Origin of the sequence: Lacrimispora sp. (genome assembly GCF_032078915.1) — a bacterium.
Taxonomy (GTDB): domain Bacteria; phylum Bacillota; class Clostridia; order Lachnospirales; family Lachnospiraceae; genus Lacrimispora.
The window spans coordinates 13,875-34,864 of sequence record NZ_DAMAUN010000053.1 but is presented as its reverse complement, the minus strand read 5'-3'; the positions used below and the strand labels follow the sequence as shown (position 1 = coordinate 34,864).

The following is a 20,990-nucleotide window of genomic DNA, read 5'->3' as shown; positions in this document are numbered from 1 at the left end:
TGATGATATAAGTTACATTCTACGATAGCTGTACAACTCTTACATTCACCATGCACACAATCAGTTCTGACACTATTAGGATATTTTTTAAATGTATCTTTTATTAATTGTAACAACTCATAATACTGATATTCAGTAGTATTACTATCAGCTTTATGATCTTTGACTACTAAATCAAATGATTTTGAGAAATCCACTTTACATGAATTCTTTTTACTTCGAGTATTATGAGCGCTAATTACTTTTTTTGAAAAGATAACTAATTTATCATAAATAAATTGATAATATATTTCACGTAAAAACCCCCTTTACTGGTTTTGTCCAGTAAAGGGGGTACATATCACTTTTGGCCGATCTATATTATGGTTTTTTTATCATTACGGCAATAACAATTCCAACTATAACCGCACCAAGCATAGCGATCAGTGTGCTGAAATAAGAACCGCTTGTATCGTAGAGAAGTCCAGCAATGGTGCTTCCAAAGGAAGAAAATATCAGATTTAAATTCAGCAGGGAAAAGTTCACTGAATAGTTCTTCTTCCCATAGAATGCGCCTACAAATGCTGAATTCGTGGTAGGCACGCCGCCATAGGCAAGGCCCATGATCATAAAGCCTGCAACCAGCGCAGGCAGGATGCCTGTCATCAGGGACAAAATCAGCAGACCAAGAGCAGCGCAAAACAGAATTTCATTAAACACCATGGTTTTTACCCGGCCGATCTTATCAAACAAACCGCCGAACAGAACCCGGCCGATTCCGTTAAATACGGAAATAAGACCGACTACAGTAGAAACCGTTCCGGCTGAAATATCCGGGCTCACCTCCAGCACCATGCCGCCAGCCTGTGAAATTACCGCAAGCCCGGCGGCGCATAAGAGAACCGCCCAGATGAAGTAGAGCCAGAATGAGCTTCTTTTAAGCATTGCAGCAGGTTCCATCTCAATGACTTCTATCCCAGATGTTTCCCTCCCAGATGCTTCCACAGCGGCTGCTTCCTCCCCGCTTTCACAGCTATCCTCCTTTTCCTTCGGTGCCTTAAGTAAGAAGCTGCATAAAATCATAACAACGAAAAGCAGAATCCCAAAAATTTCAAAGGAGGTTCGCCATCCTTCTCCCGGCCCTGTATAAGCCTGATACACCTTTCCAATAATGAAGCTTCCTATTCCAAAACCCATAAGCAGGATTCCCGAAATCAGGCCCGGCTTATCCGGGAAATATTTTGTAACTGTTCCCATAACCGTATTATAGGCAACGCCTGACCCGGTTCCCGCCAAAATCCCGTAGCCGATGTAAAGACCGGCAAGAGAACTGGTATTAGCAGCAATGAAAAAACCGGCAAGAAAAAGCAATGCTGATGCAGCTAAATTGAATTTTGCATTAATCCGGCCGGAGAGAAAACCGGCCAGAACACCGCCCAGGCAGAAAAATGTCATGCAGATAGTAAAAGTAAAGGATAACTGTGCACTGGTCCACTCCGTAAAATATTCTGCAAGAGGCCTGGAAAGAACGCTCCATGCATAAATAAGCCCCGCAAACAACATGAGTATTACGCCGACTGCCGCATAAAACCAACGATTCCGCTTCATTTATATTACTCCTTATCTTTTGGGTATATAGCCTCTGTACTGGCTGTAGGCGTCACAGGTCGGATAATCTGTGACAAATGCTCCCCTTATCTCAAAGCCGGACTTCAGATACGGGAATACATCTCCGTCTTTTGCCCATGACGGCGATTTAATCTTATCAGCGGTTTCCACAGCCAGATGATGCCATGCTGTAGGACCTGTAAACCACATTTCCACTACTCTGTACATAGGACAGCCATTGATTTCCTGTCTTACCTTGCTGGTCAGAATACGGGTACAACAGTTATTTGCTTCAAAATAAGGGAATACTTCTTCAAACAGCCACTTATCCCCTTCTTCTTTGGAAATTCCCTCCGGGTAAGTCAGGGCAAAATTCCAGCGGTAATTGGCGCCCTCTGTCAGAGTACGTCCGGCGCCCTTTACATCTTCTTCCCACCACATGGGACAGAAAGCGAATACGAATGGCATGCAGCCGTTATTTCCGCCGGTGCATCTGGCATCGTCTCCCGACATCAGCACATCTCCTGCCGTCTCCGGCACGGTTCCCTGCCACTTTAAGGCTTCAATCGGCATATATTCCTGGAATGCCTTTACCTTAAGGGCCGGATCCATAATATTTACAAGCCAGCTGTGCTCTGTAATCTGCATGCGGGCCGTTCCAAATCTTTCTCCGCCCTCAGGAACCGGAAGTGCATTGTAAAAAGCATACTTGGTGCAGTAAGGTTCAAATTGGGAAATACTTTCCGGAATGTGATGGAAATATAGCCAGTGTTGAAGTTTATGTCTGTACTCCTCCTTTATTACATCTACATAGATAAAGCTCCGCATAGGATCAAATTCTGTTCCCATTTTTATTTCTCCTTTTTTGGCTGTGATTTCTTTTCAATCAATTTACAGAAAAAATCCACTCCTGCCCCTACATACCAGACTCCCACTGCCATGGCTGCCCCGATCTGAAAAGGCATGGTTTTATCAAAACTTAAAGTTTCTAGTGTCATCAAACTTAGGCCAATGGCCCAGCCGCCGAGCCAGGCAGGCAGGTATATGAATTTTTCTAAAGCAGAGGCGATGAGTACAGCCGCAAAGCCTAAAACAGCCAGGGTTAAAAATAATCCCAGGTTTTCTCCCAGAATTAAATTCCCCATGATCAAAAGAGAAAGACACGCCCAAAAATCACCGAACCAAAAACCGACCGTTATTTTTAAAGCGTCTTCTCTCTTACTTCCGTTTGCCGCATAGATACCTGCACAAATTAAAGCCACTGCTCCTGTTTTAATTCCCAGATACGGCGCGGCCACCGCCCATAAGGGCGGAAAGACCGCAATGGCCGCAGCCAGGATACAGATTTGTTTGTTAATATGCATAAATTCTATTTGTTCTCCGTTTCAAAAACTATCCACACTGGAATTTTTCCCAGAAGCACCGAAAGACTGGGGGGACCGTTTATCTTACCATTGTTGGAGTGATAAAGTCTGTGTATTTCTTCTTACGGATCTTGAATTCCTCGGTCTTGCGCAGCTCTGCAAAAGCCCCCTCGTTTTTCCGGATATCTTCGCCGTGGATGAACTTTCCGGACAGAGTTTCATGTGCATGCTCTAACTGCTCCTCCGAGAAAACAAATTTTGTCTTTCCGTCTTCAATCTCCATTTCCCCTACCATTCCGCACAGGCCGCAGATTGCTTTTGTTGAATCCGGCTCTAAGTAGAACAGCTTGTTATGGCAGTGAGGACATACACCCTCTTCGCCCTTATATTCGGCTTTCTCCACGTCCTTTGCAGCTTCCGCCAAGTTGCAGCCAAGCTGGTGAACTTCAGCAAGCTTATCATCCTCCATGAGGATGGACTTTGCCCACGGATACCAGGCATTGTCAATGACTTTCCACATAGGAGTCAAAGCGTGCATGGCATGCTCGCACTGTACTCTGGTTCCCCAGTCGGAACCACCCACGCCGATGTAGGAGATAACCTTGTCCTTTAAAAGACGGTGATCCGGGATCTTTCCGCCGGTTTCCTGAGCGATCTTGGTGCCGATGACGTTATTTCCTCTGTCTGTTCTCGGGCCGAAACGGTCTGTAACAGTGTGAAATAAGCCGGAAGCTCCCTCTTCAAAAATAGGATCGCTGATAATGATTCCATCCGCATCCAGCATCTTGTCAAGAAGCCATTCGAAATCATCATCCTTAATGGTGCACATGTTGCCTTTGCCGCTTAAAAGAGTCTTTGCACAGGCGCAGCAGCCGGTGCAGTGTCTGATGTTTAATGCAGACATCTGGATAAATTCCACATCGGCACCGACTTCCTTTGCTCCCATTAAAGCTTCCATACACATGGAATCATTGGTCCCGTTCTTGGTCCCGAAAGAAATGCCTAAAACCTTCATTTTTGTATTCTCCTTATTATGTGAATATTAATTTTCTTTCATTTTTAAAATGTAAAAGCCGTCGTCTAAGGCGTCGATGATGATATAGCCTCTGTCATCCACCACAAGATCCTCCGTCACCGCAAGGCGGGGGCCAGGGAAGTTTGGAAAATAGGACTCTTCCGGCTTCTTGTTTGGATTCGGTGGGATAAAGTAAGCGATTTCCTTGATGTAATAAGGATCGGATACATCATAGACCCGAAGTCCCGCATGGAAATAGCAGCAGTAAAGCCTGTCGCCTCTCTGTTCCAGCCATGGCTTGTTGCTCATAGGCTCATGGATGTTGTGAGGGCCGAAAGGTCCCGGTACGCCAAGGCCTGCCACGTTAAAGTTTTGATATGGGAAAGCCTCAGGGACTTCCGGATACGGGAACTCTGCAATCAGGGTAGGATGCTTTGGATCGCTTACATCGATCATATGCAGATTGTTTAAAGCCTGGGCGCGTTTGATCTTATCCGGTGTAAAGAACTGGAAGCGCTCGCCTTCGTTCTGGCAAACAACTAAATCTCTGCCCGGAAGAGGAAGGGCCGTATGGGTTCTTGCTCCCGACAGTTCGCTGGAAAATGCAGGCATCAACTTTAATTCGCCTAAGCATTTCGGTCTGGTTACATCATGGACATCCAGGACAACCAGCCCTGCACCGCCCCATCCGCAGTATGCGATTCCGTCACGTACAAATGGCGGTCCGTGAAGCCAGCCCTTATCCATAAAAGCCGGAACGTGAGGTGCACCCGGATCAAATTCGCGGTCCGGATAGCCGTCCGCATACTGGTCAGGTCTCCACCAGCGTCCTACTTCTACGGGATGAGTGGGATCCTCAATATCGACGATGCGGTAAATCATACCTTCAAAACCTACGCAGTCACTGGATAAATGTACATATCTACCCCCGTTGTACATAAAACGGTGTACGCCCAGCACGTGCTTTAAGCCGCAGTCCCAGTCGCCTAAGAATTCAGGATTTTCAGGATCATTTTTCAGGCTGTAAATGCGGATACCTGCCTCGCATTTCACCTCATCTTTACCTGGCTGGTCTACCAGTTCTCCCGGGCCGCTTCCGCAGCTCATTGCCACGATCATTAGATCATCGGCAATCTGAAGCTTTGGGCAGGTAGTTGTCGGATATTCCCTGGGATCTAAAAGTTCAAAATGTTTTACGAATTTCGGATTATAGGGATCTGTCACATCACTGATCATGACACCGTTTTGGTTTCCCCCGAAGCAGCATCCGAACAGATAGTACTTTCCTGCTTCAGTCTTATAGAGGGCCATCTGGAACATGCCGCAGTTTCCGTCCAAATTGTTGAAGGAACAGACTTCCAGGTTCTTAAGGAAACCGCTGTTCCCTTTTCCCTTTGCATAGAATGTATCCTGCATAAGTTTTTTCCTTTCTTTGAATAATTGTGTTAATACATGGTTTTATATGATAAAAAGGCGGCCGGAGGAGGTTGGCAAGAATATATCCGGCCACCTTTTATTCATCTTATTTCTTATAAGGGACAGCCATTTCTTCTCCCTTAAGTATCCGGAGAGCTCCGGCGGCTAATGATTCCAGCTCATTTTCTCCCGGCATAACAATTACCGGGGCAATGAATTTCACATACTCTGTAATCCAGCCTGTCAGCATCTGGGAATAGGCAACGCCGCCTGTTAAAATAATGGCGTCAACATCTCCTTTTAACACCGGAGACATCTCTCCGATTCCCTTGGCAATCTGATAAGCCTCTGCCTCAAAGATGGTCTTTGCCTGCTGGTTTCCGTCTGCAATCATCTTTTCCACTTCTAAACAGCTGGACGTTCCTAAATAAGCCTTAATGCCGCCCATTCCGGTTATCTTTTTCGTCATTTCCCGCTTGCTGTATTTTCCGCTGCAGCACATGTCCACTATGTAGTTTAAGGGAATACTTCCGGATCTCTCAGGGGAAAACGGGCCGCCATCCGATGGAATGGCATCCACAATCCGGCCTTTTTCGTGGGCGCTCACGGAGATGCCGCCGCCCAAATGAGCTACGATAAAGTTCATCTCCTGGTAGGTCTTACCGGCTTTTGCAGCCAACTTCCGGGCCATGGCCTTGGAATTTAAAACATGGCAGAAGCTCTCTCTTACGATCTCAGGCATACCGGTGATTTTGGCAATATCCTTCATCTCATCGGAGCCCACCGCATCGTAAATGTAAGAGGGAATTTCCAAAGGAGCGGCAATGGCATCTGCAATCAAAGCGCCTAAGTTGGAAGCGTGTTCGATGGTGGACGGATCCACAAGCTTTTCTTTCATATCCTGGGTGACCAAATATCCGCCCGCATGGATCTTTACCAGCTGTCCGCCTCTTCCAACCACGGCAGATAAGTCTTTTTCTTCCACGCCATGGTTTTTCATGGAGTTTAGAATCGTTTCCTTACGCATGTCGAATTCATCGGTGACCTTTTCGTACTTTTTTAACTCTTCGTCAGAATGTACGATGCTTTCTGAAAAAAGCTCCTTTTCATCCTCGTAAACGGCAATCTTTGTAGAGGTAGAGCCTGGATTAACAGCTAAAATCTTATAACTCATGAAAGTCTCTCCTTCTCTTTTAATTAGACGCTGCCGCAGAAACGACGATGGAAAGGAATTTTTCCTCTGCGGAAGAACCTCTTGAGGTCAGGACAACAGGACATTTGGCTCCTACCACGAAACCGGCCATCTTGGCCTTACAAGTGCAGGTCAGCATCTTTCCCATGATATTTCCTGCATGGATATTGGGGGCTACCAGGACATCCACATCCCCGGCGATCCGGCTCTCATAGCCCTTTAATTTGGCAATTTCCCCATCCACGGCGCAGTCATAGGAAATTGGACCTTCCACGATACAGTTTTTGATTTCCCCGTCCCGGTTCATGCGTGCCAGCTCTGCGGCCTCGACTGTCTCGGGCATCTTGGAATTGACTTTTTCCACGCAAGCCAGCACGCCTACCTTGGGACAGTCGTAGCCCATGGCAATCAGGGTATCCACCGTATTTTCAATGATGGCCTTTTTCTGCTCCAGAGTCGGATAAGTAACCATGCCGCCGTCTACAGGAACTAAAATCTTGTGGTAGCCAGGAACGTCAAACATGGTAAAATGAGACATAACGCCGCCTTTTCCCAGTCCCTGCTCCTTGTTCACAACCGCTTTTAAAATAACGCCTGTATCTAAATAACCCTTCATGAGGAAATCTGCTTTTCCTTCTCTTACCAGGGAAACGGCAAGCTCTGCCGCCTCTTTATTATCTGCTGCGGGATAGATATCCTCGTCTGGAACCTCTTCCCCCATTTCCTTCATGATCCGGCGGATTTCCGCCTCATCTCCTACCAGAACAGGTCTTGCAACTCCTTCTTTTCTGGCATGGAAGGCAGCCTCTAAGGTATGTCTTTCTCCGGCGGCAGCGATGGCCATCCGCTTTATGGAAGAATACCCCTTTACCTTTTCAATCAGTTCGTCAAAGCTTTTATAAACCATTTGTTCCTCTCTCCTTATCTCTGCGTTCTGCCTATTTCAAGTCCCTTTTCAAAAGCCTGGCGGTTAAGAGGAAGAAGCTTTGGTTTGGAACCAAGCTTGTGCTCAACGGCTGACCAGACAATTTCCGCATCAATGACATCTGTATAGCCCACATAAACACCAAGCATGATGACATTTAAGACCCTGGCGTTGCCAAGCTCTAAGGCAAGCTCCGTAACCGGGGCTTTTACAATTGTCACATCGTCCCGGTCAATATCTCCGTTTACAATAGAACTGTTGATGAAAAGAGTTCCGTTCTTTTTTAACGTTGGCAGGAACTTCTGTAAGGACGGGCCGTTCATGATGATTAAATCATCCATCACATCCCCTAATGGGGCACCGATGGCCTCATCGGAAATCACCACGAAGCAGTTGGCCGTTCCTCCTCTCTGCTCAGCTCCGTAAGAGGGAAAAAACGTAACATTTTTATCCGTCGAATCACAGGTGGCGGAAGCCAGGAACTTCCCCAGTGTCATAACTCCCTGGCCGCCGAAACCGGCCACACATAAATTTGTTTCCATTTTTTTCCTCCTTACCTGTCTCTGATGATGCCTAAGGGGAACTCAGACAGCATCTTTTCTTCTATAAAATCCAGGGACTTGATTGGGTCTAAGCCCCAGTTGGTCGGGCAGCTTGTAACGATTTCCACCATGGAAAAGCCCTTGCCGTCCAGCTGATTCTGGAATGCCTTTTTGATGGCTTTCTTGGTTTTCATCACATTCTGCGGGGTATTGCAGCTGGTCCGTTCTAAGTAAGCCGGGGCTGTCAGCTGGTTTAATATCTCGCACATATGCATGGGATAGCCGTGCTCCTTGGGATCACGTCCCTTGGGGCTGGTGGAGGCCTTCATGCCCAGCAGCGTGGTTGGAGCCATCTGTCCGCCTGTCATGCCGTAAATTCCATTGTTGACAAAAATAACCGCAATGTTCTCTCCCCGGTTTGCTGCAGACATGGATTCTGCCAGGCCGATGGAAGCGAAATCTCCATCGCCCTGATAAGTGAATACCAGGCTGTCCGGATTTGCCTTTTTCATTCCGGTTGCTACGGCACAGGCGCGTCCGTGAGGAGCGGTTGTGTTGTCATAAGCCATGTAATCCATCTGAAGACCGCAGCAGCCGATTCCAAGTACGCAGGCCGCCTTGTCCGCTAAGTTCATTTCATCTAACACCTCACCGATGAGCTTCATCACGGTTCCGTGCATACAACCCGGGCAAAATCCGGAAATTTTGTCTTCCTGGATTGTCTTCGTTCTTGAATAAATTTTTTCCATCTTTCCTCCTCCTATTTTTTGACAATCTCTTTTACTGCCTCTATAACTGCTTCTCTGCTCATGATGTTTCCGCCTGAGCAAAGACAGGTTTCTATGGGACAGCGTCCCTTAATGCCGGCTTCCACATCAGTCACGAACTGAGCCGGAATGGACATTTCTACATCCAGGACGGCCTTAACTTTATCATAGTTAATGTGATCGAAGGCAGAGTATGGGAAAGGATAAACGGTTATAGGGCGGATCAGTCCGGCTTTTACGCCTTCCTTGCGGAGCATGTCTACCGCTGACTTTGCGATTCTGGCGGAAATTCCGTAAGCGGCGATTACAACCTCTGCATCCTCAAGCTGATACTCTTCTGCCTTTGCTTCCTTTTCCCAGGAAGTATAAAGAGCCTCTGCATCTTCATTGGCCTTCTGCATATCAGTTGTCTTCCAGTGTCCCGGCTGAATCCAGGAACGCTTCTCATGATCGAAAGGATGGCCGATGCAGGCCCAGGACTTCTTTCCTTCCTTCATCGCTTCAACTTCCTCATCTGACTTCATCTCAGGAAGCACTACCGGCTCCATCATGGTGCCGATCACGCCGTCGGCCAGAATAAGCACCGGATTTCTGTCACGGTCCGCATAATCAAAGGCCGCATAAGTCATATCAACAGCTTCCTGTACCGTAAACGGAGCAAATACCAGCATCTTGAAGCCGCCGTTTCCGGATGCCTTGGTGGCCTGATAATAATCCATCTGGGCGGGCTGAATGGAACCAACGCCGGGGCCCCCTCTGGAAATATTGGCATAGACCATAGGAATCCGTGCCGACGCGCAGTAGGAAATTCCTTCGCTCTTTAAAGAAATTCCCGGGCTGGAGGAAGAGGTCATGGCCCTGACTCCGGCGCTTGCCGCACCATAAACCATATTTATGGAAGCCACCTCAGACTCTCCCTGAACGAAGCTGCCGTGAACCTCCGGCATTCTTCTGGCAAAATATTCCGGTATTTCGTTTTGCGGTGTGATGGGATACCCGGCAAAAAATCGGCATCCTGCTCTAACGGCTGCCTCCGCGATTGCTTCACAGCCTTTCATGAATACTCTGGACATTTTTTCTTCCTCCTTTTACTTATAAATCTCAATGGCGCCCTCCGGGCACATTCGTCCGCATATGCAGCAGCTAATGCAAGCTTCCATATTTGATGGAGTTACATATTCGTAACCCTTGGAATTCACTTTGTCTCCGATTGTCAGCACACCTTTAGGGCAGAACTTGATACAATAGCCGCAGCTTTTGCAGCGTTCTGTCACTACTCTAATTTCTCCCATGTCCTTCACTTCCTCCTTTTTGTTTTTCCGCAACAGCCCATGGATAGGTAAGATAGAGATGTATGGGCATTACCGGAATGGATAGCCTGTCCTTTACCTCCGGAAAAAGCTCTTCTCTCACACATAAAAAATCCAGTTCTTTATAAGGAGCCACTATTTTTTCCAGTTTTTTATTGCCTGCCAGGACTTCTCCGGCCGTGGTGGCCGGACCCATGTTGGGATTACTGATTAAATGAACCTTGTCAACACTTATATGGGAAACTCCCAGGACTTCGCCAAGAACCTTGTCAATGTGTTCTAAGTCGTAAGACCATGGGCGGTAAGGGTTGATCACATAGTAGACCATGGTATCCTCCCGGTTTATATACGGGGCGAAACCTCCGATGGATCGTGCACCAATGTAATCGCCTCCCACATCCAGAACCGTATATGCTTCCTCATCCTTTAAAAAGCGGCTCACGCCTCCCACAAGTGTTGGCGCGTCCATAAACTGCTCCTCATAATGGAATTCCATCCCCAAGCCGAAAAGGTCCCCGCAGATATCTCTGGAACGGAATAAAGGCTTTGTCATATCCATGTCAAAAAAATGAACTTTCTTATCGCCGGAGGTCAAAAGTTTCCTTGCCGCATTCACCGCAATCTCACTTTTTCCGCTTCCTGCTTCACCGATAAATAAGAAATTATTATATTTTGCTTTCATATCCTATCCTTTCCGCAAGGGATATCCTGCTTGATTTCTTACCTCATTGGTATATTAATGAGTTTTTTTGTCAATTTCAAGAATATATTTTAGTGTTTCTCATAAGAAAAAGTTATTTATATGGTAATATCTCTTAAATAGCGCCTTAATATTTGTGCATTTTACATAATTTTTAGGATTAGGGACTTTTCAAAACGAATTTTGTGGGTTATAATAAGTTTTAGTTATATATGGATCAATTTTAAGGGGAGTGATTTTTATGAATCTCAGACAGTTAGAATATTTCGTTTCCGTAGCCGAAAGCTTAAGTTTTACAAAAACAGCAGAAAAATTTTTCATTTCCCAGACCGCCGTAACACAGCAAATTAAGACATTAGAAGATAATCTTGACGTGAAATTACTGAGGCGGACAAAGAGGCATGTGGAGCTTACTCCGGCGGGTACAGTCTTTTATACAGAAGCAAAGGCAATCTTAACCCGTGCAGATGACGCCGTTGCGAAAACAAAAAAAGCTGCTACCGGTTTTACAGGCAGCTTAAATATTGGAATCATAGGAGGATATGACAATCCGCGGTTCCCCGATATACTCCGCTCCTTCCATACCGGTTATCCCAATGTTTCTCTTTCTTTTCGCGAAGCCGACACGGGAAAACTATACGCCTCACTGCTGAATCGATCTCTTGACATCATTGTCAACGTCTGCTTCTCAAAGAGCGAATTGGAGGAAGAAGGCATCGTCTGCCGTACCTTAGGTGTCTATAAACTGATTGTCATGCTTCCTCCCTCTCATCCGCTGGCCTCCAGAAGTGAGCTGGATCTGTCTGATTTGAAAAATAACACGTTTATTTTTACCGCCACAAAAGAAAGAGACGATGATTTCGGACATTACAGAAACACTATGGCTCATTTTATCCGTTCCGGCTTCACTCCTAATACGATATATTCTGACAACTTTGACATTACAGCCCTAATGGTGGCCTCCGGTATGGGAGCTGCCATCGTGCCGTCCTACGCCCTTGCTTCCAGCCGGAATTTAGGAAAGATCGTCACCATTCCGCTGAACAAGGATTCTGACTTATGCGAAATCGTGATTGCACGGTATAAAGAAAACCAGAATCCTACGATTGATAAGTTCTTCACTTATATATAATCGAGCGGAAACACACTTCACGGTTTTCGCTTGCTGCCGCGGCAGCTGCCAGATGAACATACAATCATGTTCGTTCGGCCCGTTTTTATCAATACGGTGGAATTTAACTTTGCACTGGAATTTATTTTTCAATTCAGCATCCTTAAGTTTATGATGTTGTGCATAGCAGGTGGTTTATTAATAGATCGCCATACAATAAAAGGACTATGTTTTTCGTTTTCCAAAAACATAGCCCATACTTTTATATCGGATGATAAAAAGGCACATCCTCGTAGTTGATGATGTACCTTTCATTATTTTATCTTGACTCCTATCAAGTGTACCGTCTCTATAAGTTATAATTTAAGCCGCAAGCATTCATGCCTGCGGCTTATTGTTTTAGTGGAGATAGTGGGATTCGAACCCATGACCTCTTGAATGCCATTCAAGCGCTCTCCCGATATGTCGGGTGTGCACCCCCAAAAACCACTTTTTTATATATAAGATATATTTACTCAGCTGTGAAGAGCTTATTGCGAATGTGTGTTAATTTACGATGCTACTGTAGCAGCTTTTTCCTCGGTTATATTATCAATTCCATTAAGAAATTGCTGTATATTCAGGTTTAGCTCAATATCCAGTTTATAATCCTTAAATACGTTTACCCGTTTTATAATGTAACTGGTTATCATCTTCTTGACTTCCATATTACTATCATCAAAAATTTCTGACCATGTACGAATACGCGAAAGTTCATTTTTCATTTCCGTAGCCTTTTCGTTACCTCGCTCAAACTCTGCCATAAGTGCAGTCAGTCGTTCACTAGTTGTAAGAACCCTATCACGGCTTTCATTGACTAACTCCGATAGGACATCCACGGGCATTTTACTTTTTCCTTGTACTGCTTTGACAACTTCAGCCTTTAATGATTCATATTCCGTATTTGCCTTGGTATTCTCAGCTTTTACCCTTTTAATTTCTGTTCGAAGTTCTGCCATGTGATGATCTTGTGCGTTGCCAACAATCATGTTGTCAGGCACTAGTGACATGCGGTCAAAAATTTGATGCAGCACTTGAATAACAGCATCGTCAAGTAAGTGCATTGTATATCCTGTCTGACCAGCGCAATCAAGACGGCGCCTTGTTTTATTGTAGCAGATATATCGTATTCGCTTAACGCCTTTTGTTTCACCATTCGCCAGTTTAACTATTTTGCCGTTGGTTGTTAATACCAGACGGCCTCCACAGTGACCACAAAATACATTCCCTGATAGAAGTGACTGTCCTGAAGTATTTAACGGAGTAGTTCTCTCTTCCTTCTTCTCATTGATGCGTTCTTCTATTAGCGCCTGAGCAAGATCAAAAGTGTAGGGATCAATAATTTGAAGTTCCTTAAATGGTTCCGAAAAAGTGGTTCCGCTTCGGAGTATCCCTTTATAGGTTACATTCTTTAAAATTGCTCCTACTGATGATTCATGCCAGTTTGCACCATTCCGGGTTTTGATACCTTTATCATTTAAAAACATAGCGATACGCCAGCGCCCATATCCGGAAGATACGCATAAGCTATACATCATGTGTATTACTTCAGCTTCTTCATCATCAATCACCAGTTTATTGACCTCATGCTTACGCTTGTTCATTACTCCGCTTTTTTCAAGTCGATATCCGTATGGCGCCACTCCGCCTCGGAAGCGACCTTCCTGAACCATTTGGCCGAGGGCCGTTTTGGTTCTTATGGAAGTTTTCTGGCTTTCGCCGTCAGCCTGCCAGAAACGTATGTAATTTGTTAGGCGATCAGTATGGGACTCGAAGCGTTGTTCGCCTTCATTGACACTCCATACTTTAATACCATTCTTTACAAACCATTCTACAACAAAAGGAGTTTCGTCAGATTTTCTGCCTAGCCGATCGAACATAAATACCAGAAGAATATCAAACTTCCCTTTTTCAGCATGCTCTTTAACGAGCTGAAGTTTATCCCGATCCGCTGCACAAACTTTAAATCCAGAAACACCGGTTTCCTGCTCTTCTCGAATGATTGTCCAACCCATACGTTCTGCAAACTCACGGCAGGCTTTTCTCTGCATTGGTATATCCGCTTGATTTTGGTCGTTGTGGTCTACCTGCTTGGTGGTAGAAACTCTGTATAAACAATAAACTCTTTCAGCCATATTGTATCCTTCCTCTCATATAAAAATTATGTGAGAGACTGGACACTTGATATATGAAATTTTCAAGGAGCTTTGGCTATCGCCAATCTCATTATCTCACACAATTCATTAGAAAGCTATATCAACATATTCTTAAATATTAGTTCGCTGATTAACATTAAGTAAACATAATGAGCCGCTCACATCATTTAACACAACATGCCACATGTCTATTCCTTACTAATCAATTTGCACAACTCTTTACGAATAGACTGTTCATATATATAGTTGCCCATCACGCTTGCTTGATTCTTTTTCTCCATTGAAATTAAGAATGCAACAGTATCCATCTGATCGTCTTTTGAAAGATTATAAAATTCGTTTGTTTTCACAAATGTGCAAATTCGTCAATAGGCTTCATTTACATCGATGAATTCTCCAAGGGATTGCTGGTCAATTTTCCATGTTTTTGAAACAATCTGTGCTGTAATGGTTCCGTGAGAAGTACAATAACCAAGAACTTTTATAAGTGAAATATCATCCGTAATCAGTGATTTCTTTTTGCTCGCAACAAGCTCAGCATCTAATTGCCCTAACATCCATAAAAACGTTAATCCATTATAGTGCTTTAAAGCCGTTCCTGTGTCTAATGCTTCTATAGCCCTTTTTCTAAAAATCTGTTCTAATTCTAAAACTTCATCCAGCGTAATTATTTGCTCATTCTCTCGTGTGGCTTTTTCAGTAAAACGGCCATGCTGGAATTCAAAATCGTGTAGCAATAGTGATAACGTTGATGGCTGAACCTCGTGATCCTCAAAGACTGAACGGATACAAGGATATCGACAAGATAAATCTATTGATTCTAATAACGGATCAACGCAATTAAGGAGTCTCCATGCAAATGGAACAGTCAAGAATCCGGTATCATCAACTCTGAAGGAATTCCATTTACGGGCAAGACATGTAATTATTAGTGATGCTCGTTCTGGAGGAACAATCACTGAATCTCGTTTATTGGCATATGCTTGGATTTCTTCAAGTAGCCGTTCAATCTTTCCTTCATGATAAATACGATTAATTCCTTCCATAAAGTCAGATTCCTTCGCTACATAAATTAATTGTTTTATTGTAGCCGTAGGTATAGCATCTACTTCCAGCGTTAATGAAAAGTATCTGTCAAAGCATGCGGGCACTGCAATTTTATTACTTATTAAGAAACTCTTATGTGTATAATATCTGCCCACATTATAAGATGTGCCAGTAATAGACTGTGTTCTAGGAAATAGAATTCCTAGTATCTTCTTTACAGCTTCTATATTCGAAGCTATCGCACTATCAGGAATGAGGGCATCAATGGTGTTTCTTACCTTTTCTTCTTCGGCTTTTTGCTTTTCGTACGAGTAAGCTTTATTTGCGCCACATAATGTATCTTTATAATTAGGAAGTTTAGAATAAATGGCTGGCTCAAATACTTGTAGACATGTAAGTCCAAGCAAGTCAACTGGATCAGTTTCATTCTTCAGAAGTTCGTATTTTAAGAAAAAAACATTTGCATAACGTATTACATCTCTAATGGATCTGATATATTCTTTAAGACCAAATTGAAAAAGTTCTGACCATGTTACCTTATCCCATTGGTCTTCTGGAATATCACCAAGAATAACATTGAGTTTTGAAAAGAGGGAATTGTGAATACTAACCATACTTGGAGCCGGTATTTCAAAAGGAACCTGAACAACTTTCTCTAGGTACTCTCGGCCATCACCATGTTGTACCTTGCTAAGCGCACGTACTACAACATCGTAGTCAAACGCAAGAAGATAAATTGTGTTTGGGAAGTCCGCCAACGCTTTAACCAATTGAAATACAGCAATAATTTCTTCCTCGGAAAGTCGGTCGATATCATCTATAGATACCACTATTTTCAGGTTCTCCTCTTTCATTTTTTCAATAATTAGATCCTTGCTCCCCTGTAAATCATTGGTTCGTTGTTCAACGCGCTTCTTGGCTTCTTTAGCTAATGTCTTGCCCGCCGCTGCGAGTGCTATACCTGCAACAGGAATGAGATTCGCTGCAGCAAAAATATCAGCATACTGATCGATTAATTCCCACGCGTGATCTGCTGCTGGCTTTTTCATCTTTACTGCGGTTGCCATTTGTTTAAAAAACTGAGTAATGAGCTGCTTGGGTTCTGAGCACAACCAAGGATTAAATTTAAGAATTACTGTACCGTTGTCAGTGTTCTCTACAGTTTCAAGTACCATATTTAAAAGAGATGTTTTTCCACTACCCCATTCTCCGTATAAGCCTATTGCAAATGAAGACGAAAAGGAATATTGTAGTAATACCTGTGCAAGACTTTTGGCAAATGAGCCTCTATTTAATGTATCATCATCAGATTTTATAATTGGCAAGTCTGGACTAATCATTTTAATTACCTCCATCCAAATAAATGTATATATAAGATATTACACCATTATCCTTTGTGATTTACAATGGTACGTTAACATACAAATCATCATTTCTTATATTGTTTTATAGTAATAATAAGGGACTGCTACCAATTTGAACTTCGCATTATTGCTATTATTGGCTTCCGTCTACTTAATTACTTTAACCCTGCACAAAATAACTGTTTTAACCATTTCCGTTTCTGTTACAGAATCATACACTCTCTTTTCCTTTAAAGTGTAACTCGTAATATAATCAACAGCTTTTAATCGTTCGGCCAATTTCTGATTTTGTTGTGTATTCACTAGTTCAACCATATGCTGTTTGCTTCTATCAAGAAAATCCGAGTACCATCTCTCAAGTTCAGTAAAGCAGGAGTGTATAGCCTCAGCATCTAACAACTCCAAATGCTCCAACATCAAATTCAACTTACTAAATTCATCGAGACATTCCCAAGCTTTATTGAAAATTTCCAAGTTGATAGTTAAACCCATAGACTGCAAATTCCCTGCAATTCTGTTGGTCATATACTGAGTGCCATAAGTATCAAAAAGTATTTGGGCTTTTTCTGCTTCAAGCCTATTACTGAACAGTAAGTTTTCCAGAAGGTTAGCATCCATTTGAATATTGTCAATCACCGCAATGTATTCAACCTGATTTTGCAAAATAAACTCCGCACGCAAATCTGGAAATGTCTTTTTAATCTCATCATAATAAGCCACTGTGAATTCAAAATACTTACAGCCAATCATAATAGCTACTATATTCTCTGTAACAGAGGCCAAAACAATGTCAAAGTTATTCATCCGAATATGCGGCAATAGGGTTTCAAATACTCTATCAGCAACCCCTGCACCAATAAACCCTCGAATGAAATCATCACTGATACATTGACAGTCAGCACTTACTAAATCTTCGGTATGACTTTCAATATAATTTAGAAACTCCTGTGTGAATTTGAACACTGACCAGTAGCTGTTTACATTTTTCCATGTAGGAAGAATCTTATTATTTTTGAACAAGGAATCCCATATACCCTTTACAGCACTTGCCTTTTCAGTTATCAATTCACCGCAACAGCATGTAATATCCTCCATGCAAAATTCTTCATGTACGATTATATTGATACACAACATTTGGTTATCAATGCTTCGCTCTAATAAGTCAACAATCTGCTCCTCTGCATCAAAAACATGTTCTTCAGACAATACAACTTTCTCAATATACTGCGAAAGATTTCCTCTTACATATTCAATTAGCTGTGCATAGCCAAGCTTAATAATCGTTGTATAGTTCTTAGACTTCAAATCAGGAACAAGAGCTTTGTTTTTGTATTCCACAACATGTTGAATCATAAGCTGGTTCAGTTCGTAACAATTATTATCGAATACATAATCTATCACATCTTCTGATACATTTTCAATATAGACCTTACTGAACGTCACACCGAGTGCATCGATAACAGCAATAACTTTAATGCTCTCTACACAATTTAATGTCAATTGTTGAAGAATATCTTCATTCTGCTCTATAAATCCACTGATTTCATTATTTACATTCATCGCAACGATTGCCTTAATGTCTGCATTTGAAATCAGCAAGGAGAAATAATGAATTTTTCTTTCATAAGTTAATACTGCATTACTTGCTATGTACCCCCACATATTGGACCAATTAGAGGCAAGTAATTTAATGAAATAACTTTGATGATCTGTCAAATCTATAAATCCATCAATAAATTTCCAACTCTGTTCATCCTCATCAGTTAACTGCTTTACGAAAGCATTTAGCTTTTCTCTATGGTCATCGGAGGATAACAAACATTCCAGAAGATCAAAATTATAGATTGCTTTTTGCCCAAACTCATATAATTGTAATTTTTGAACAACCATGGGGGTTTTCATCAAACTATATAAAAATAATTGGGGTTCCATGTTTTTTACTGCAAGGATGAAATTCATATCACCTTTAGTAATACTGTTGCCTTTGAAGTAGTTAATATAGTTCGCATACTTCTCATCTATATATCCTCTACGAAGCAGAAACACCAGCAGCTTGTTTTCTCTTACCTCGCTAAGCAACACTTCTTCGACACCAAATTGCTCAACGAGTCGTTTAAGAGACCAACCTGAAATATCTTGAAGTTGCATCCTAAGCTTTTCGACTTTTTCCTGTTCTTCTTCAATACGGCGCTCCTCAATCAACTTAATTCTTTTTTCTCGTTCAGAGTACGATGCACATATCTCCGAAAATCTATTACACGAAAAAGAATGTCCTCCACCTCCACGCCATTTATAATAAGAACCAGAGCAAATGTTCAAATCGCACCATTTTGATATATTGAAATTTTTCTGAATGACGTCATCTGCATATGTAGTAGAGCCTCCATTAGTTGTGATTTGATAAGCTACACCATTCCAGTCAGTTATCTCACTTAACAATGCCACTTTCAATTCTTTGATATTTTCAAGTGCTTCAGACTGTATTCCAGCCAACACTTTTGTTGTCTCATCTATTTCACTCTGGATTGCAGCCTGCTTCAATATCAAATATTTTTGCTTATCAATAAAAGCCTGCTTAATAACTCCTCGCTCCATCTGAATATCAGCAAAATCACGAGGATAGAGATTTTTGAAAATAACCAGGGCCATCATTAGTTCATCCGACAACTTCAAGCCCTGCCCTGTACGAAGAGTTTTCTTATAGACAACGAACTCATTATAAATATTTTGGAGGATTCTCATATCTGAAATATATGGAGAAACATCCAATACAAAGCTCTGTGATATTTCATGTGTTATCCCCATTTTGCTTGAGGTATTAAGATTTTCTAAAAAAAACTCGCCAGAATTTGTTGCATTGATAACTGGTATTACCGGTACGATAAAATCGAAAAATTTTGTTCTGTCGACATCAGAAAAAATATCATCTTTAACAGCATACACAAATACAATCGGTTCTTTTATGACATCATAGTTATTTAATAGTGTATTTAATTCGCGGAGATGAACGAAAATTGAAGAGTCTCCTAAACGGTCCAAGTCCTCAAAGAATACAAGACGATATTTAGTTTCTTCAAAAAAGTAGACAATTTCATCCATGTTTTTATTAAACACGTTTTCATTTGCGTCTTCTTCACTTTTCACAGTAGCATCTATTGGGAACTTTATCTCCTTAACTTTAAAATGTGATAAAATCGAACGATATGTAACAGCAACAACTGCAAGTATACCTAAAACCAAAGCTCCGAATAATAATAAGGAAGCTACAGATGATAATTTAACGGAAGCACCCGCTGTAATGATTTTATCTACAATAGAATTAAACACTTCGGGGAAGAAAATATATTCCATCAAAGAGATTATGATGCTTAACCCAATTAAATATCCCCAGAAGTGTTTCCAACTGATTTTATGGAGTTTTCTATACCTGCTTTGAGGAATCTTTTTATAGTCCACTTTATAAAAAAGTTGCTTAAGAATCCCAAACTCAATTTCGTCTTGTCCGATATCAACCTTTTTGGAAGTTCCATCTTCATCAATAGCATTCTCCATAAACGCGGCCATCGATATTCGAAGAGAATTTCCTTTTATCGTTGGATGCTGCTTTAAATAAGTCTCAATGATGCTGCTTTTTCCTGCACCATAGGGCCCAGCCAGCGCTATATTTTTTACTCTATCGTTATTCAATGCCCAGTCTAAAGCATTTAGATACGCATCTCCATTTGCAATTTCGTCAATAGGAGCCAAATCTGTATATTCTATTTTAGTTTTATCTTTCTGTAGTTTAAAAGATAACCAAGCCTTCACTTTTTTAATAATGAATTTCATATCTTTTTCCTCTTATTCCAGATTATTTACCATTATTAATAGACGATAATTTAGCTTTCAGCTTTTTCAGTTAAGTATAACTCTTCGTCTTCATATTTAGATACTTTTTTTCATATCTTTACTTCTATACTGCCATCATTTTAACAGTTCCCTTTTCTTTACTTTCTCCGTCACTACTTAAAAATTCTGTAATAAAATTCCAATCTCATTCTCGAAAAGATATGTAATTTTCCTAGTGGCTTCCCTTATAAAACTGGATTGTTCAAATAAAAATAATGGAGGCTTTGATATCATCTAAGCATTATATACTCTTCTTTGCAGTTAGGCATACCAAATCTGAATTAAAAAAGTTTAGCCTAATTTGAGAAAATCTGGTCTAAAGGATCTGGTTTCATGCTCTCTAACACCAAACGTTGTAATTCACTACATAAAGAAGATAGCTCATTGGACATACAAGGTAGTATTTGTTTTATCCCAGCAACAATTCGAGCAACATAAAAAGCTATTGCTCGCGACCTGTTCCTAGCATCGTTATCAGCGTAATTATTTGCTGTCACGCGATAATAAGTTCCTCTACGCCATACTCGAGCGGTATCATTGAGTATAATTTCTGCAAGAAAAGCAGCG

At 42.1% G+C, this 20,990-nt stretch carries 17 protein-coding genes; 1 reads left to right on the top strand and 16 read right to left on the bottom strand.

Going from position 1 to position 20,990, the window contains the following annotated elements:
- Positions 1-360: 360 nt before the first annotated feature.
- The 12 genes from RT269_RS19155 to RT269_RS19100 form a co-directional block, all read right to left on the bottom strand.
- Positions 361-1,587: an MFS transporter gene (locus RT269_RS19155; protein WP_313184985.1), complete on the bottom strand. Its 1,227-nt coding sequence runs from the start codon at positions 1,585-1,587 to the stop codon at positions 361-363.
- Between the two features lie 12 nt (positions 1,588-1,599).
- Positions 1,600-2,436: an acetyl-CoA hydrolase gene (locus RT269_RS19150; protein WP_313184983.1), complete on the bottom strand. Its 837-nt coding sequence runs from the start codon at positions 2,434-2,436 to the stop codon at positions 1,600-1,602.
- A 2-nt stretch (positions 2,437-2,438) separates the two neighbouring features.
- On the bottom strand, positions 2,439-2,951 hold the full coding sequence (locus RT269_RS19145) for a DUF1097 domain-containing protein (protein WP_312442426.1): 513 nt from the start codon (positions 2,949-2,951) through the stop codon (positions 2,439-2,441).
- Positions 2,952-3,030: 79 nt separating this feature from the next.
- Positions 3,031-3,966, bottom strand: a complete 936-nt coding sequence (locus RT269_RS19140) for an NAD(P)H-dependent oxidoreductase (protein ID WP_313184981.1) — start codon at positions 3,964-3,966, stop codon at positions 3,031-3,033.
- A gap of 27 nt (positions 3,967-3,993) precedes the next feature.
- Positions 3,994-5,382 (bottom strand): LVIVD repeat-containing protein, encoded by a 1,389-nt coding sequence (locus RT269_RS19135; protein ID WP_313184979.1) that lies wholly within the window; start codon positions 5,380-5,382, stop codon positions 3,994-3,996.
- 106 nt (positions 5,383-5,488) lie between these two features.
- On the bottom strand, positions 5,489-6,556 hold the full coding sequence (gene buk, locus RT269_RS19130; protein WP_313184977.1) for a butyrate kinase: 1,068 nt from the start codon (positions 6,554-6,556) through the stop codon (positions 5,489-5,491).
- Between the two features lie 19 nt (positions 6,557-6,575).
- Entirely contained in the window at positions 6,576-7,481 is a 906-nt protein-coding gene (locus RT269_RS19125; RefSeq protein ID WP_313184975.1) for a bifunctional enoyl-CoA hydratase/phosphate acetyltransferase, read from the bottom strand.
- 14 nt (positions 7,482-7,495) lie between these two features.
- Entirely contained in the window at positions 7,496-8,041 is a 546-nt protein-coding gene (locus RT269_RS19120) for a 2-oxoacid:acceptor oxidoreductase family protein (RefSeq protein WP_312442356.1), read from the bottom strand.
- An 11-nt stretch (positions 8,042-8,052) separates the two neighbouring features.
- Entirely contained in the window at positions 8,053-8,790 is a 738-nt protein-coding gene (locus tag RT269_RS19115; protein ID WP_312501456.1) for a thiamine pyrophosphate-dependent enzyme, read from the bottom strand.
- Between the two features lie 11 nt (positions 8,791-8,801).
- On the bottom strand, positions 8,802-9,881 hold the full coding sequence (vorB, locus tag RT269_RS19110; RefSeq protein ID WP_313184973.1) for a 3-methyl-2-oxobutanoate dehydrogenase subunit VorB: 1,080 nt from the start codon (positions 9,879-9,881) through the stop codon (positions 8,802-8,804).
- A gap of 15 nt (positions 9,882-9,896) precedes the next feature.
- The gene (locus RT269_RS19105; RefSeq protein ID WP_442913831.1) at positions 9,897-10,133 is read right to left on the bottom strand and encodes a DUF362 domain-containing protein; all 237 of its coding nucleotides are present in this window, start codon (positions 10,131-10,133) and stop codon (positions 9,897-9,899) included.
- The gene (locus RT269_RS19100) at positions 10,087-10,800 is read right to left on the bottom strand and encodes a hypothetical protein (RefSeq protein WP_313184971.1); all 714 of its coding nucleotides are present in this window, start codon (positions 10,798-10,800) and stop codon (positions 10,087-10,089) included. Before RT269_RS19100 ends, RT269_RS19105 begins: the two co-directional genes overlap by 47 nt.
- Positions 10,801-11,059: 259 nt before the next feature.
- Between RT269_RS19100 and RT269_RS19095 the strand changes: the two genes are divergently transcribed.
- Entirely contained in the window at positions 11,060-11,950 is an 891-nt protein-coding gene (locus RT269_RS19095) for a LysR family transcriptional regulator (protein WP_313184970.1), read from the top strand.
- A gap of 530 nt (positions 11,951-12,480) precedes the next feature.
- Here RT269_RS19095 and RT269_RS19090 read toward each other — a convergent pair.
- The 4 genes from RT269_RS19090 to RT269_RS19075 form a co-directional block, all read right to left on the bottom strand.
- Positions 12,481-14,103: a recombinase family protein gene (locus RT269_RS19090; RefSeq protein WP_288827524.1), complete on the bottom strand. Its 1,623-nt coding sequence runs from the start codon at positions 14,101-14,103 to the stop codon at positions 12,481-12,483.
- A gap of 386 nt (positions 14,104-14,489) precedes the next feature.
- Complete coding sequence (locus RT269_RS19085; RefSeq protein ID WP_313184966.1) at positions 14,490-16,511, bottom strand: KAP family P-loop NTPase fold protein; 2,022 nt, start codon at positions 16,509-16,511, stop codon at positions 14,490-14,492.
- 171 nt (positions 16,512-16,682) lie between these two features.
- The gene (locus RT269_RS19080) at positions 16,683-20,363 is read right to left on the bottom strand and encodes a YobI family P-loop NTPase (protein ID WP_313184965.1); all 3,681 of its coding nucleotides are present in this window, start codon (positions 20,361-20,363) and stop codon (positions 16,683-16,685) included.
- A gap of 356 nt (positions 20,364-20,719) precedes the next feature.
- Positions 20,720-20,990, bottom strand: a 271-nt coding sequence (locus tag RT269_RS19075) for a hypothetical protein (RefSeq protein WP_313184963.1), incomplete at its 5' end; no start/stop codon positions are given.